The organism is uncultured Dokdonia sp., assembly GCF_947492815.1.
Classification (GTDB): domain Bacteria; phylum Bacteroidota; class Bacteroidia; order Flavobacteriales; family Flavobacteriaceae; genus Dokdonia.
Map to the genome: position 1 here is coordinate 1 of NZ_CANLOB010000014.1, position 16,361 is coordinate 16,361.

At 34.6% G+C, this 16,361-nt stretch carries 11 protein-coding genes and 1 tRNA gene; 5 read left to right on the forward strand and 7 right to left on the reverse strand.

The features are described 5' to 3' along the window. Positions 1-176 precede the first annotated feature (176 nt). Positions 177-249: transfer RNA gene (locus Q1A01_RS13450), tRNA-Gln, on the reverse strand. Between the two features lie 152 nt (positions 250-401). Between Q1A01_RS13450 and Q1A01_RS13455 the strand changes: the two genes are divergently transcribed. Continuing rightward, positions 402-3,713, forward strand: coding sequence for a DUF2723 domain-containing protein (locus tag Q1A01_RS13455; protein ID WP_299681662.1), 3,312 nt, complete (start codon positions 402-404; stop codon positions 3,711-3,713). 1 nt (position 3,714) lies between these two features. Then, positions 3,715-4,380, forward strand: coding sequence for a polysaccharide deacetylase family protein (locus Q1A01_RS13460; RefSeq protein WP_299681665.1), 666 nt, complete (start codon positions 3,715-3,717; stop codon positions 4,378-4,380). A gap of 7 nt (positions 4,381-4,387) precedes the next feature. On the opposite strand, the gene Q1A01_RS13465 is transcribed toward Q1A01_RS13460, so the two are convergent. The 5 genes from Q1A01_RS13465 to Q1A01_RS13485 form a co-directional block, all read right to left on the reverse strand. Continuing rightward, positions 4,388-4,687 carry a thioredoxin family protein gene (locus Q1A01_RS13465; protein ID WP_089369633.1) on the reverse strand — a complete coding sequence of 100 codons (300 nt, stop codon included), beginning with the start codon at positions 4,685-4,687 and terminating at the stop codon, positions 4,388-4,390. A 66-nt stretch (positions 4,688-4,753) separates the two neighbouring features. After that, complete coding sequence (locus Q1A01_RS13470; protein ID WP_299681671.1) at positions 4,754-5,980, reverse strand: metallophosphoesterase; 1,227 nt, start codon at positions 5,978-5,980, stop codon at positions 4,754-4,756. 222 nt (positions 5,981-6,202) lie between these two features. After that, positions 6,203-7,330, reverse strand: a complete 1,128-nt coding sequence (locus tag Q1A01_RS13475) for a glycerate kinase (protein ID WP_299681674.1) — start codon at positions 7,328-7,330, stop codon at positions 6,203-6,205. A 10-nt stretch (positions 7,331-7,340) separates the two neighbouring features. Beyond that, positions 7,341-8,945: a sodium:solute symporter gene (locus Q1A01_RS13480; protein ID WP_299681677.1), complete on the reverse strand. Its 1,605-nt coding sequence runs from the start codon at positions 8,943-8,945 to the stop codon at positions 7,341-7,343. 166 nt (positions 8,946-9,111) lie between these two features. Beyond that, positions 9,112-10,422 (reverse strand): trehalase family glycosidase, encoded by a 1,311-nt coding sequence (locus Q1A01_RS13485; protein WP_299681680.1) that lies wholly within the window; start codon positions 10,420-10,422, stop codon positions 9,112-9,114. Between the two features lie 180 nt (positions 10,423-10,602). Between Q1A01_RS13485 and Q1A01_RS13490 the strand changes: the two genes are divergently transcribed. Both Q1A01_RS13490 and Q1A01_RS13495 read left to right on the forward strand, forming a co-directional pair. Further along, positions 10,603-11,628: a LacI family DNA-binding transcriptional regulator gene (locus tag Q1A01_RS13490; RefSeq protein ID WP_299681683.1), complete on the forward strand. Its 1,026-nt coding sequence runs from the start codon at positions 10,603-10,605 to the stop codon at positions 11,626-11,628. Positions 11,629-11,709: 81 nt separating this feature from the next. Further along, positions 11,710-12,669 carry an ABC transporter ATP-binding protein gene (locus Q1A01_RS13495; protein WP_299681686.1) on the forward strand — a complete coding sequence of 320 codons (960 nt, stop codon included), beginning with the start codon at positions 11,710-11,712 and terminating at the stop codon, positions 12,667-12,669. Here Q1A01_RS13495 and Q1A01_RS13500 read toward each other — a convergent pair. Continuing rightward, positions 12,646-13,221 (reverse strand): class I SAM-dependent methyltransferase, encoded by a 576-nt coding sequence (locus Q1A01_RS13500; protein ID WP_299681689.1) that lies wholly within the window; start codon positions 13,219-13,221, stop codon positions 12,646-12,648. The two genes, Q1A01_RS13495 and Q1A01_RS13500, sit on opposite strands and share 24 nt — an antisense overlap. A 324-nt stretch (positions 13,222-13,545) precedes the next feature. On the opposite strand from Q1A01_RS13500, the gene Q1A01_RS13505 reads away from it, so the two are divergent. Then, positions 13,546-16,359 (forward strand): carboxypeptidase-like regulatory domain-containing protein, encoded by a 2,814-nt coding sequence (locus Q1A01_RS13505; protein ID WP_299681692.1) that lies wholly within the window; start codon positions 13,546-13,548, stop codon positions 16,357-16,359. Positions 16,360-16,361 lie beyond the last annotated feature (2 nt).

Here is a 16,361-nt window from a genome sequence, read left to right on the forward strand (position 1 = left end):
GTGTCAAAAATGTAGAATTCTTCCTCTTTAGATTAACTAGAATATTTGCATAAACACAACAATTGGTCTTGATCCGTTTCCTTTGACAGTGCGCTAGATAAACTTCTCAACACTATTTTACGTTTACACAAAAAAAGAAAAACCCTCAGAACTTTTATTTTCTGAGGGTTTTTAAGTTGGCCTACTAGGGCTCGAACCTAGACTCTTCTGGACCAAAACCAGACGTGTTGCCAGTTACACCATAGGCCAATATCGTGTTAGCGGATGCAAATTTAAACCAAACTTTTTGGTATGCAAACTTATTTTGAAAAATATTACAACTTTTTTACACGTTTTGAAAAAATTAACGCTGAAGTTGGCTGATATTCTTAACTTCGCCACATTGCAAAAAAAATAAGAACATGACAGAATTCAACTTTAAGAAGTGGAATAAAATAGTCGGATGGAGTGTTTTTGCCATCGCATTACTTGTATACTCTCTTACTGTGGAGCCTACAGCAAGTTTCTGGGATGCTGGAGAATACATCTCAACATCTTCCAAATTAGAGATAGGTCACCCTCCTGGAGCGCCTCTTTACCAAATATTAGGAGCTTTTGTTTCTATTTTTGCACCAGATAGCACCTATATCGCACTCGCTGTAAATTATCTTTCATGCTTGACAAGTGCCTTCACCATTCTTTTTATGTTTTGGTCACTTACCTTATTAATTAGAAAATTATTACACATCAACACAGAAGTAATGACTACTTCCAAGCAATATGCAGTACTTGGAAGCGCTGCTATTGGGTCACTTGCTTTTAGTTTTACAGATAGTTTCTGGTTTAATGCTGTCGAAGCAGAGGTATATGCGCCTGCCGCTTTTATCCTCTCTTTATTATTTTACCTAGGCTTACTTTGGGAACGTGACATGCACAAACCACGTGGTAACAGATGGCTTATTCTTATTGCATTTATTGTAGGACAGTCATTTGGAATTCACTTCATGGGACTTCTTACTATTCCAGCAATAGGATTATTATATTATTTTAAAAACACAAAAGAGGTTACTGCAAAAAATTTCATTATTGCACTTGTCGTTGTAGTGGCTGTATTACTATTTATCTTTAAATTCTTATTACCATATACACTTGCCATATTTGGGCATCTAGAAGTATTTTTTGTCAATACACTCAGGCTACCATTTAATAGCGGTACTATTATCGCAGCCTTATTATTAGCGGGACTTTTTTATTATGGGTTTACGCTTTCGCGAAAGCATAACAAGCCTGCTTTAAACACGGTATTGCTATGTATATTATTTATATTCATAGGATTCTCAAGTTGGCTTATGTTACCTATTAGAGCCAATGCTGGAACGACTATTAATGAAAACAACCCTAATAATGCGCGTGAATTATTAGCGTATTATAATCGTGAGCAATATCCAGAAACACATCTTTTTTATGGACCTCAGTTTACTTCTGATTACTCAGGACTAGACCCTGACAATCCCTATGTAGACGAAAAAAAGAAATATGAAAAGGATGAAAAATTAGGAAAATATGTGGTTGTAAATGAATGGCGTAATGCAGGCCAGAATCTTGACGATGCACATAAAGCATTTTTACCTCGTATGTGGAGCCCAGAACACAATGCAAATTACATGCAGTACACTGGACCTCTTGATTTTAGCATTAAAGCAGAATATGCTGGCGAACCTGAATTACAAGATATTGTCATGCAATTTAAGTTAGATTATGCTCAAGGGAAAGTAGACTATGAAGGATATAATGCATTCCTAAAAAGTGAAATTGGACAATACTACCTAGATGTAGAAAAGCCTTCTTTTGGAGATAACATTTCATATATGTTCAGTTATCAGTTTGGATATATGTATTGGCGTTATTTTATGTGGAACTTTACCGGACGTCAAAACGATATTCAAGGACAAGGAGATGATTTTAACGGAAACTGGATTAGTGGAATCAATTGGGTGGATAGTTTATTTATAGGTCCGCAGGATAATCTACCTTCGGATGTAACAAAAAACAAAGCACGTAATACCTATTATTTTTTACCATTGCTTTTAGGATTATTAGGGATTCTATTTCACGTAAGTAAAGACTGGAAGAATTTTGTAGTACTTCTTGTATTTTTCTTATTTACAGGTTTAGCGCTTAAAGTATATCTAAACGAGCGGCCTTTTGAACCTAGAGAGCGTGATTATGCACTTGTAGGATCTTTTTATGTCTTTGCCATGTGGATTGGCTTTGGCGCATATGCATTGTTTGACATCTTAAAAGATGTTATCAAGCCAAAAATAGCAGTTCCCGTTGCTATGGTTATTTGTTTATTTGCAGCACCTGTATTATTAGCTACAGAAAATTGGGATGATCACGATCGTTCTGGACGTAAAACAGCCCTTGCTATGGCTCGGAAATATCTAGATTCTGTAGATGAGAATGCGATTTTATTTACCATAGGTGATAATGATACATTTGCACTTTGGTACGTGCAAGAGATTGAAGGCTATCGTACAGATGTGCGTGTTGTAAATACCAGTCTTATTAATACAGATTGGTATATGGATCAAATGAAACGTAAAGCATTTAAAAGTGATCCTGTACCTAGCACTCTTACGCATGAAAAATACCGCTACGGTACCCGTGATGCTATTTTTTATGCTCCTATTAAAAAAGATGGAGATGATATTACTGCTGTTGACAAATGGCTGAATTGGATTGCACTTGATGATCCTAGAACACAAGAAGAACTCAGAAATGGAAAGCTTGTCAATACTTTTCCAAGTAAAAAAATAAGAATCCCTGTAGATAAAAATACAGTACTTAGTAACAATATTGTTCCTGAAAGAGATGCAGAAGAGATTGTACCATATATTGATATCGAATTAAAGAGCGATATTCTATATAAGAATAGACTTCTTATGATGGATATTCTTGCTACTAATAACTGGGAGCGCCCTATTTACTTTACAGGAGGTAGTTTTGGAGATGATGATTACTTATGGATGAAAGATTACCTACAACTTGACGGAGTTTGCTTTAAACTAGTTCCAATTTATACACCTGTAGACAAACGTAATCCATATGACATGGGACGTATAGATTCTGAGAAGTCTTATGAAATCATCAAAAACTGGTACTGGGGTAATAGTGGTGATCCAGATATTTACCACGATCGTGAGACACGTTCTAATGCAATTACCTATCGTGGTAATATAGCACGTGTTGTTGAACAACTTATTATAGAAAATGATCCTGAAAAAGCTAAAGAACTCATGGACCTTGCTATGGAGAAAATGCCTGTAGATATCTTTGAATTCTATACATTGTTAGAACCTTATATTAGTGGGTATTATCAAGTTGGAGAAACACAAAAAGCAAGGGATCTTTGGGAACAACTTGCTACAAAATATCAAGAGCAGCTCACCTATTTTAGTGGTCTTTCTGAAAGCAGACAATATGATTATGCTCAAGAAATTATTACAAACATAGAAAAGTACAGAAGCCTTATAGACTTAATAGTAGCCAATCAAGACGAGGAACTTGTAGAAGAGAAGGCGAAAGAGTTTAATGATTATTTACGTGCATTTTCTTTCTTTTATGACGATGAAGAACCAGAAAACATTGAAAGTATAGAAGATATACTTGGCGATGAATCTATTCCTATACCAGCAGACACTACTGAAAGCGATACGATTCTAAAACAATAATATGGGGTTATTTATCCCACTTCCTATACGGGTACCTTCGTTTATAAAATGGATGCACCCGTCTTGGTATATATGGGATAAACCTTCTAAAGAAAAAACAATATACCTAACATTTGATGATGGTCCTATTCCAGAAGTAACAACATGGGTCTTAAACCTTCTTAAGCAAAAGGATATAAAAGCTACTTTCTTTTGTATTGGAGATAATGTACAAAAACACCCAAAGGTTTTTAAACAAATCCTTGACGATGGACATACCATTGGCAATCACACCCAACACCATCTAAAAGGATGGAAACACACTACAGAAAAATATGTTTATGATGTTGCATTAGCAGAAACTACGATAACTCACGCATTACACTTAGAAGAAAAGCAGTCGCCAAGCTTTCCTCTTTTTAGACCTCCTTATGGTAAAATAAAAAGGAAACAAGCTAAACAACTTCGTAAAAAGGGCTATCAAATCATCATGTATAGAACTGTTGCTTATGATTGGGAAGCTTCCACAACACCAGAGCAATGTTTACAGAACATTATAAAGCATACTAGAAGTGGTGACTTAGTTGTTTTTCACGACAGTGTAAAAGCATCAAAAAACATGAAGTATGCACTTCCTAAAGTCATTGATTATTTTCTAGAAAACGGATATTGTTTTAAACCTATGTGAGTAATTACTAAGAAGCATACTCCTGCATAATACCTATTAAGGTATTTGCATCTTGCTCTCCGCTTTGGCGCCATTTCATTTCGCCATTTTTATAAATAATAAGTGTAGGTAGTGATTTAATACGTAGTGCTTCTGCAAGCTTGTTATTTTTATCTACGTCTATTTTGATGACTTTCCCTTTGTCACCCATAGCAGCCGCTACATCCCTTAGTACAGGATGCATAGATACAGAATCTTCATTCCACTCTGTATAGAAATCCAGTAACACGGGAACGTTTAAGTCTATTAATTCGCCAAATTTTGACATAACCTTTACGATTTAGTACTTAATGAACGGAGGAATATCCTTATCAAATATACCATTTTATCTTCACTATGCTGTTTTTGAACCTTTTTTAAGCTCTATCACAGTAATTTCTGGCCATATCCCAACTCTTCCAGGAAAAGCTAAATATCCAAATCCTCTATTCACATTTATATATTGTCCTTTTTCTTCATATATGCCTGCCCAACGTTTATAACGCCATTTTACAGGACTCCATTTTATCCAACCAGGGATTTCTATTCCAAATTGCATCCCATGAGTGTGGCCACTTAAAGTTAAGTGAAAGTGATCTTTATGCGGGACTACTTCATGATCCCAATGCGATGGATCATGGCTCAGCAATACTTTAAAATCATCTGAAGTAATGTTTCCTATAGCTTTATTAAGGTCTCCTTCTTGTTTAAAACCAGCTCCCCAGTTTTCTACACCCACTAGTGCTATACGTTGCCCATCTTTTTCGATAAAACGACTATCATTAAGAATTAAATCAAACCCAATTTCATTGTGTATATCTTTTAATCTCTGAAAGTTATTTTGCTTTTCTTCTTTAGAACTCCAACCCCTATAATAATCACCATAATCATGATTTCCTAAAATTGAATACATTCCATCTTTTGCACTTAGTTTAGAAAAAACATCTATCCAAGGTTCCATCTCACTAGCAAAATTATTCACCATATCTCCAGTAAAGAAAATTGCATCACTGTCTTGTTCATTAATAAGATCTATAGCATAAGATACTTTTTCTTTATTATCAAAACTACCGCTATGAATATCACTTATCTGCGTGATTTGATAGCCATCAAAAGCATCTGGCAAATCTTCAAAATGCAAGGTATATTTCAGTACTTTAAAATTATAACGTCCTTTAATAACCCCATAAAGAATAGAGGCAAACGGAACTGCCATTAAACCTAGAGCAATCTGACTTACAAATTTACGTCTGGAAGGAATTGAATAAGAAGTAGTCTTACCAGATAACTTATAATAGACACCTTCTACGAGTCGGAAGATATCTTCTCCAAACATCACAGCAATAAGAATGATTTTAGAGACTATCATAATAATAAATGTCACAATAAAAAACTGTGTCATTGCAGACCAACTACGTCTATCACCTGTAGCAACTTGAAAGATAAGTCCTCCTATGACAAGCGCTGTAATAAGAAAATATAAGATCGTTCCCCATTTTCCTTTTACTAAAAACCGAAAAGCCTGATAGGCATATATATCAAGTGCAATAACAATTGCGATAAATAAAATGAAACGAACCATTAAACAAATTTTAACAAAAATAAGATGTCCGTTCTGAGTGTGCTATCTTTTCACGTTTATTTAACCAAATCCTAATCATAAATGGTATAATTTCTAGGTACGCTTTATCGCTTTGCTCTCCCTATGGTCGTGAATCTCACAAGATCGATTTCGCGAAAGCGTATATATCATATCATTCATATTTTTGAACATCTTTCTTAAACACACCTAATTATAAAACGTTTATGATTTAAGAGCTCTTGCAAAATTATAGCTAGCCATCACAAGGTTTTCATAACTGTGAGCTATGGCTTTTTGAAGTGTCATAACTCCTGAAGTAATAGCAGTCGCATAGGTTAATCCTAGATCTTCTTGATCCTGTATAGATATATCGATACTCCCACAAAGAGCAGCTACAGGTATTTTATGTTTTTTTGCAGTTTCTAATACTCCGGAAATGGTCTTTCCTGAGATGGTTTGTTCATCCAATTGTCCTTCTCCAGTAATAATCCAATCGGCTTCTTGAACAGCTTCTTCAAAACCTGCCAATTCTTTTATCAGGTCAATTCCAGAAGTAAGTGTTGCTTTTAAAAACACACAGCTTGCTACACCCATTCCTCCAGCAGCGCCGCCACCTTCAATTTCTTGCACATGATTATTTACAAGAGTATTCACTATAGATGCATAGTTTCTTAAGCCTTTATCTAATGCTAGTACCTCAGCTTCTGAGGCTCCTTTTTGTGATCCATACACATGCGCCGATCCATTAGACCCATACAACGGATTTGTCACATCGCAAGCCACTAGAAATGTGATATCATGCAATTCTGGCAGTACTCTTGAATCATTTATGTGTGCTACATGGATAAGGTTTGCTCCTATAGGAGACAATACGTTTCCTTGTGCATCTAAAAAATCATACCCCAAGGCATGTGCCATACCCATACCCGCATCACAAGTAGCACTTCCTCCTATACCTAAAATAATCTTAGACGCTCCTTTTTGTATGGCATTTACAATAAGTTCTCCCGTACCATAGGTAGTTGTATACATGCAATTACGTTCCTCTTGATTCAGTAATTTTAATCCTGAGGCTTCTGCCATCTCTACAAAAGCAGTTTCAGAGGCTTCATTATATAAATAGCTGCCCTCTATTTTTCTAAATAACGGATCATTTACCTCTACCCTCTGCGTATTCCCATTTAGATAATGACCTATGATTGCAATGGTACCATCCCCTCCATCTGCTAGTGGCTTTTTAATAATTTCGGCGTTTTGAAAAACACGTTGAAGTCCTTCTTCTACAGCATCACAGAATTCAAAACCTGATAGCGAGTCTTTGTATTTATCAGGAGCGATTACAAATTTCATTTCTTTTATTTTATCCTAACAAGGTAGGTAACATCAAACTAAATATTAAAATACATACAAAATATCCTACGAGTAATAGTACTTCTTTTTTACCAGAATGGTACACCACTTCCACATTTTCTTTCACCTCTCTTTTAATAATATAACTCACCCCTAATGCTACAACAATGGTCATAATACATCCTAATGCATTCCACCAGAACCAGAATATTTCGGGTACATATAGCCATAAGTAGGCATTAAATAGTACGCCAACTACAATACCAATATTTGCTCCTAAGGCATGTGTTTTTTTAGTAAGGATTGCTAGCATAAATACCGCTAAGATGGGGCCATAAAAAACAGAACTTATTTTATTGATCACCTCAATGACTGTTCCTTCTATATTCCCTGCAAAAAAAGCAAAAAACAAGCATACAAGACCCCAAAATACAGACAAAAGTCTTGACGTACTTATATACTTTTTATTATCCATATTTGGTTGGAAACGCTTTATAAAATCTTCCATAGTCACAGCCGAAAGTGAATTAACTGTAGAGCTCAAGGAAGACATTGCTGCCGACATAATAGCGACTATCAAAATACCTATCACTCCATTAGGCAAATATTGAATAATAAAAACGGGCACCATCAAATCTGCTTTTTTCCCTTCCAGTGTTCCAATATTAGCTTGATATACATTTTCCATAGCTACTTGAAAACTTGTATCCTGAAATAACAATGTTCCTAGTACTAACCCCATAATACAATACACCAACGTAATTGGGAATCTAAAAAGGCCATTGGCTAATAATAGCTTCTTAAGAGTAGGCATATTCTTAGCAGATAGTAATCGTTGTGATTGTGTTTGATCAGTTCCATAATAGGAAGCATACAAAAAGAATCCTCCTATCACCATAGGCCAGAATCCAAATGCATCACTCCCATCAGCATTATTAAATCCCCATTTAGAGAAATCTACCGTGTTGATTCTATCTTTATCTACATGCGTCAAGAAATTATCAAATCCACCCAACTCACTTAATCCATAAAAAAGACATATAACAATGCCTAGAAATAATATTGTCATTTGTATCACATCTCCCCAAATAACAGCTTTCATTCCGCCTTGAAAAGAGTAAATCATGGTAATGATTCCTATAATAGCTACTGATATCCAGAAATCTAATCCGATCGTTGCTTGTAAAATAAGTGCCATGGTATACACCATAACACCTGTTGCTACAGAGCGACTTATTTGAAATACAAAACTGATTAACAATCTTGAGGATGCATCAAATCGTTTTTCTAAGTACTCGTACACACTTACGATACCTGATTTATATAGGCTAGGCAATACTGCAATAAGTAAGAAAGCCATAGCGAGTGGCACTCCAAACTCATAGGTAAGCCATTGCAATCCTCCACCATCTTTTAAACCTACAAATGCAGGAGCAGATATAAAACTAATGGCAGATAATTGTGTTGCCATCGTAGACAGACTTAATGGCAACCAAGAGATACTTCTACCCCCAAGAAAGTAATCACTAGAGGTTTTATTTTCCTTAAAAACATATCCAAGTCCCAAAAATCCTATTAAGTAAATAACAATAACTAGATAGTCTAAATAATTCATAATAGCTGATTATCAATTAGCTGTATACATTTGTTTCCTCATCCTAAAAAGGAGTATTCTTTCATACGCTTTAACGTTTCACTCTTCCTAAGGTTGTGAATCTGCCTAACGACAGGCAGGTCTCGTAGGCTCAATTTCGCGAAAGCGCATATCATATATTTTAAAATCATTCATGTAATAAATCAATTAAAAGTGCTGCACTCCAAGAGAAATTATTTCCTCCATAAGCTCTACTATCTCCAGATGGCAACTCTTTTCTAGCATCAAAATATTCATAAAAACCATAAGTTTCTATAAGACTAATAGAATCCATTTTTACTGTATTTGCAGTTTCTTTAAAACCATATCGCTTGAGTCCTTTATAAAGAATCCAATTCAAATTCATCCATATAGGACCTCGCCAATATTTTTTAGGATTATATAAAGTACTTGTTGGATCAAAAGAAGCACAGAGGTATTGCTCCTCTCCTCTAAATTTTTGTAACAATACGTTTAAAAGTTGTTTTGCCTGATCTTCATTAGGAATCCCAGCAAACAAAGGAGCAAAAGAAGAAGAGGTAATATAGGGCATGGGTTGATCATTTCTCAAATCATAATAGATATAAGCTCCTAATGTCTCATCAAATAGTTTTTCATTAAACCTTGCTATACTTTTAGCTTGGCACTTTTTGAGATAAGCAATTTTTTCTTCATTATTCCCAATACGCTCATATAACGCTATTAAAGATTCATTAGATTTAATAAGCATTGCATTAAAAAGAGGATCTTGTATTAATAAGGGAGAATGTACTGCTATTTTTTGATCGTTATACTGATGAGATTTTGCAATTTCGATAATATGCAAATAGTGATTGTATTCTCTATTTGAAGGTCTTTGCGATGGGTCAACATGTGTAGTATCTCTTCTTTCAAAAGTATATTCAGGAGCATCAATACCTTCCCATATCTCATCCCAAACTGGAGAATTATCTGTTCCCGATTCCCAATTGTGATAGATATAGACTAATCCTTCTTGATGAGGATCTCTGTTTTTATAGAAATACACATGATTATCAAATACCTTATCAATATGTACTGTTATAAAAGAGAGCATATCACTATCATCTTTTGAAATACGCATCATTTCTTCAAGCACAAATCCCAATACAGGAGGCTGCGTCATTCCGGTAGTTTTATACTTCTTTGAAGATAAGGGATGTAAATGAGATTGATGAAAATCTGCTCCAGGAAAATAGGTATCACTCTCATTATGAAAAACAATATGAGGAACAAATCCATTTTCCCATTGCGCATCTAATAATGTGGCAATTTCTTGCTTTGCTTTTGTGGTATTATAATGTGCTAATCCTATCGCAATAAATCCTGAATCCCATTTCCACTGAAAGGGATATAGTCCTTTACTTGGAATGGTAAATCCACCTTCTTGATAGTTTGCATCTAATACCTGTTTTGCTCTTTCTAGTAACGTTTCTTTCATATATAACACACTTCAAAAAAAGATGGCTCGTCCATATTATGTATTGCATCTTCCATATTTTTAAGGAGTACTTAAAATTATAAGAATATCTAATTGGCATTACAGAAATAGCTTTAAAAACCTATTCAAACGTTTGCGGGAATAATTGCAAAATTCTTTTTTTGACTTATCTTTAATTTTATGAATAAACGAAAAGCAACGACACTTAAAGAAATTGCAAAAAAGTTAGACATCTCTATTTCTACGGCATCAAGAGCATTAAATAACCACCCGGATATTAGTGATGCTACCAAAGAAAAGGTACAGCAACTTGCAGAAAAACTACACTATTCTCCTAACTTATTTGCGCAGGGTTTTAGAACACAACGAAGTCATATCTTAGGGGTAATTGTTCCTAATATTGCGCACTATTTTACCTCTACGATTCTAAAAGGCATTCTTAAAGAAGCAGAAACAAAAGGTTATAAAGTCATTGTCTCAGAGTCTAACAACAATGAAAACAAACAATCAGAAATGCTACGCACTATGAGTCAGTTTGGAGTAGATGGTATCTTATTAGCTTTATCACGTAAAACAACATCTGTAGATAGTATTCTGAACACTTTAGATACAGTTCCGTTGGTGCTTTTTGATAAGGTCTCTCATAAAATTCCATGTACACAAGTAGTAGTAGATGAAGAAATAGCTGCTTTTAATGCGATAGAACATCTCATTAATACTGGTAAAAAACGTATTGCTATTATAAAAGAAACAGAAAACTCATTCAATTCAGAAAAAAGATTTGCTGGATACTTAAGAGCTCTCAAAGAACATAATATTGAAGTTGATAAAAAAATAATCTTAAGCACAGAAGATGTTTCATTATACAAAGGGCGTATGATGACCAATATATTATTAAGTCTTAAAGAAAGACCTGATGCAATTTTTGCGATTACAGATACGGCTGCTATTGGAGCTATTAAAGCCTTGCATAAATACAACATAAAAATACCTGAAGAGATTGCTGTTGTAGGGTTTAGTAATTCTATACATGCTACCATCATACAACCATCACTTACGACTGTAGATCAACCTGGTGAAAAAATCGGAAAAACAGCTGTCATGTATTTAATCAAAGAGATTGAAAGCAACAAAAATGAAATAACCACAAAAACAGTTACCGTAAAAACACATCTTATCGTTAGAGATTCTTCTTTTAAAGTATAGAGATGATTACTGTTTTCAATTTCCTAAAAAATCGATATAAGTAGGTAAAAAAAGTACGACAACAGCTACCTTTGTACCTATATGCTTCGTATCACTAATGTTTCTTATGCCATTTCAGATCGATTCTCTTTACAGAATCTAAATCTTCAGATAGAAGAAGGAACTCATGTATCTATTATTGGGGAAAGTGGCTGCGGAAAGACGACTTTACTTAAATTAATTTATGGTCTTTATGATACCGATACTGGCACTATTTTTTGGAAGGATACTCAGATTACAGGCCCTAAAGACAACCTAGTACCGGGAATGCCTTTTATCAAGTATTTATCACAGGATTTTGATTTAATGCCTTTCATTTCGGTGGAAGAAAACATACAAAAATTCCTTTCCCGTTTATATCCCGAAGAAAGTGCACAACGCACACAGGAGTTATTGGAGGTGGTGGAGATGTCCGCTTTCGCGAAAGCGCATGTAAAAACACTTTCAGGAGGACAGAAACAACGCGTAGCACTCGCACAAGCACTCGCAAAGGAGCCAAAAATCCTATTATTAGACGAACCTTTTTCTCATATTGATAATTTTAGAAAAAATAGGTTGAGAAGAAAACTCTTTTCATATCTCAAAAAACGACACATTACCTGTATTGTTGCCACGCATGATAGCACAGATATTTTATCTTACATGGATCAAACAATTGTTATTAGAGAAGGAGAAGTTATTGCAAATGCGACTACAAAAGAGTTATATAAAAATCCTAAAACACATTATATCGCTTCGCTTTTTGGGGAAGTAAATGAACTTCCCACTCATTGGTTTGATCCATCAGCAACAGATCTTTCTAAGACATCTCTTATATACCCTCATCAACTTATGGAAGCTAATTCTGGACTAGAGGTTATTGTCCAACAATGTTATTTTAAAGGAGGATACTACTTAATAGAGAGTATACATAAAGACACCACGATCTTTTTTGAATCTTCAAAACCACATACCACAAATGATATGATACAACTTACCTTAAAGACTATCTTTATGAACTAAGAGTATTTGGTAAGCGTCTATTAATACTTCCCAACCTTTCTGTTCCATATAAGGAACTACTGTTTTTCCTTTTCCGCCGCCAGGTAAGCCACAATCATCTATGAGTACAATCGTGTCTTTATGCAATTGTTGTTCAATTGCCATAAATTCCTTTAAATGATGTTCTTGGCTTTTCTCTTGGATAACTGTATCTACCTTACAATAATCATAACTATCTAAGTATAGAAAATCTACCGTATCTTCAAATGCGTCTAAGAAATTTAAAGAATCATCTAATACCACAGTGACTGTATCTTGAAGTTCTTGATGTGTTACTTCTACTTTACACTCTTTGACAGCATCTCCATTAATATCTACAGAGAATAATTTTGCATCATTTTCTTTTGCCCACTTCCCAAACACAAAAGTTCCTGCTCCATCTCCTTTTGTATTGGTCAATCCTTTTCTAGAGGTTCCTGTCTCTATGATTGTTTTGATGTTTCGTTCTGATAATAAAGAGAGTGTTTTATCAAAGGTAACCCTCCTTCTTCTAAAATTATACTTAAATGGCATAAATGGATATAAGGATTTATGCTTTATAAATTTTAAGACATAATGAGTCAAGAAACCTAAGAATACAGCAATTCCAAGGTACATCAGAAAATAATTCATTTATAATCAGGGAGGTTAGTTAGGTTGCGAATGTACTCTAATATATATTGGCCACATAATTTACAGCCTATTCATTTTAAAAAAGGGTGCTAGACTACAGATCTCACTAAAAAATGGAATTAGCAAAAAACACTTCCCTCACTCAAAAGGATACTTCCCTCATTACTTGTTTTTATCTCCCTAGGGTAAAATTACTTTTGGTCACAACTAATAACCATTTAACCCATGAGAAAAATCTTAGTTTTTATATGTGTGATATGCTGTACTACTTTATTTTCTCAGACAGGAACTGTATCTGGTATACTAGAAGAAGAAAATGGTCCACTTCCCGGTGTTACTATTCTTGTAAAAGGAACTCAAAACGGTACAGTGACCAATTTTGATGGCATCTACTCCATAGAATGTAGTGTAGGAGATATTCTTGTAATCAGTTATATAGGTTATAAAACTAGAGAAATCTTAGTCACTGAAAATATGTTCAGTGACGTATATGAAGAAGCCATACTTCTTGTAAAATCTAAGCCTGTTCGTCTTATGCGACATGAAGATTATAAAGAGAATGTACGCTCCTTACCCAAGAAACTCATATTCAACCCAAAAGACCAAGACCCCATAAAGAAAAAACACTATGGATATGGCAAAGACCTTTATCGCATTGCTCAATTTAAAACTACTGATAAAGAGGTAAAAATATACCAGCAAAGACCTCGGTTTTACAGCTATGAAATTGAATATATAGGAGGATCAGCACAACGATTTATTCAAGATAAGAATCTACCAAAGCTTCAACGTATTTTTGCACAAGGATCTAATGGTATTGACTGGGAAGGTCCAGAGACTGGCACTGTATTTTCATTTGGACCGCGCTTGTCTGAATTAGGTTTTGACAATAGCATTTATGATTATGACACGAATGGTCGTCTCATCCCTTTAGGAGACGCAAACAATAACGCTATTCCTTACACAAACACCTTATTCCAGAATAGTCATAGAGATGAGCATTTTATCAGATTCTCTATAGATAACGAAAACTTCCGCTCTCTTAGTGGAAACTTTAAATATGCGACTATTAAAGACGTATTTGGAAGAGAGAATACTCAAAATATTCTTGCAGGAGCAAATTACTCAAGAAATGGTCAGCAATGGAATTTAGATTCTAGTATAAAATTCGGATCAACTGTTGATAATCAACCCAACATAAATGGTTTTCAGAACCTCTTACTATTCCAAAATTACATCACTCCATCTAGTTTTGATACCACACAAGGAATTGCATTAGCAGATGGAACACAACGCAGTTTTGCCCCAAACATATACAACAATCCACTTTGGTTATTAGATACGCACAGAAACAAATCCAGTACTTCAAGTTTATCTACAGCTGTTGCTATCAAAAGACCATTTACAGGCGATTTACAACTTACATTAGGAGGTTCATTTACATACAATAACCACAAACAGCGTTTTGGTCTCCCTAATGCTACTGCTGGTTTTCTTGACGGATATGCTTCTCAAAAAACGATACACAACACAAAAGTAGAAGGCTTTGCAAAGTTTACTACAAATTTTATAATCTCAGAGATAGACATTATGAGTTTATCACGTTTTTCTATATCAAATGAGCAACTAGATTATGATTTTAATGAAGTTGTAGGGTTAAATACGCTTTCGCGAAAGCGTACTCCGCAACGCACTAATTATGAACTTTTAAACAGTATTACTTTTGGCATTCCTATTTTTGATTATCAAGATCTTGATCTCACTTTAGGGAATACGAGTTATATCTCTACACTTCAAGAAGATGCATTATGGCAACCAAGCGTGAAGCTATTTGCCAATTTAAAACACGTATTAGATGAACTTTATATTCTTAATTTCATAAACTATTGGGGAGTCTCCACAGGATATTCATTCTCTAATGCAAATAGCCCTTTACTCTATGGGAATACAAGTCATAACAGTTTAAACTTCTTACCTGAAAACACACTTACATACACTGCAAATAATGATTTATTTACGGAAGGCTCTTTACAACTAGAAGATATTACTCGATTTGAAATAGGGAATGATTTCCGTTTTTTTAGAAATCATTTTTCACTGGACACTAACTTTTTTGCAGAAACGCGAAGCAATGTTGTATTTCCTGTACTAGATGCTAATTATACACTTGCTAATGTAGCTACCGTAGAAAATAAAGGCATAGAAATTCATTTAGGTATTGATCACATACGTAAAGAAAAATTGCATTGGCACACTGGAATTACTTTTTCAAAAAACAGAACCAATGTCACAAAAATAAACTCAAATACTACCCGAGTGCCTATTAGTGGTTTTTCTAACATTCGACAGAACCTTATTGTGGGACAGCCTGCAGGGATTATTGTTGGGACTGCTTTTGAAAGAAATACTAACAATCAAGTTGTTATTGACGATGCTGGATATCCAATAGTACAAACTGACTTACAAATAATTGGAGATCCCACACCCGATTTTCAAGTTGGACTTAGCAACCATTTTAAAATAGGAAAGCAATTACAAATAGCTTTTACAATAGACTGGAGACAAGGTGGAGACATTTGGAATGGCACACAGCAAGTACTTAATTACTTTGGGAGATCTCAAGAGTCTGCACAACTAAGAAATACAGAAGGGTTTGTTTTTGAAGGCGTAAATACTTCCGGAACTATCAACACAACACCAGTTAATTTTCTAAACCCAAATCAAGATGTACTTTCAAATAGGTGGACACGCTATGGTTTTTCTGGAGTAGGAGAATCTGGAATTGTAGATGGCACTTATATCAATCTAAATGACATAACGATTTCTTATGATTTTATAAAACCCAAAAAGGGTTATGAATACAAGACATTCAAATCTATAAGACTTATCCTATATGGACATAATCTACTTACCTATTCCAAGTATGATGGTGCTTCTCCATACACTTCTCTATTTGATGGACTCAGCGCACAAGCTCTCAACTTCTTCAATACTCCTTTGGTCTCTGAAATAGGTTTTAAAGTCAATTTAAAAATATAACT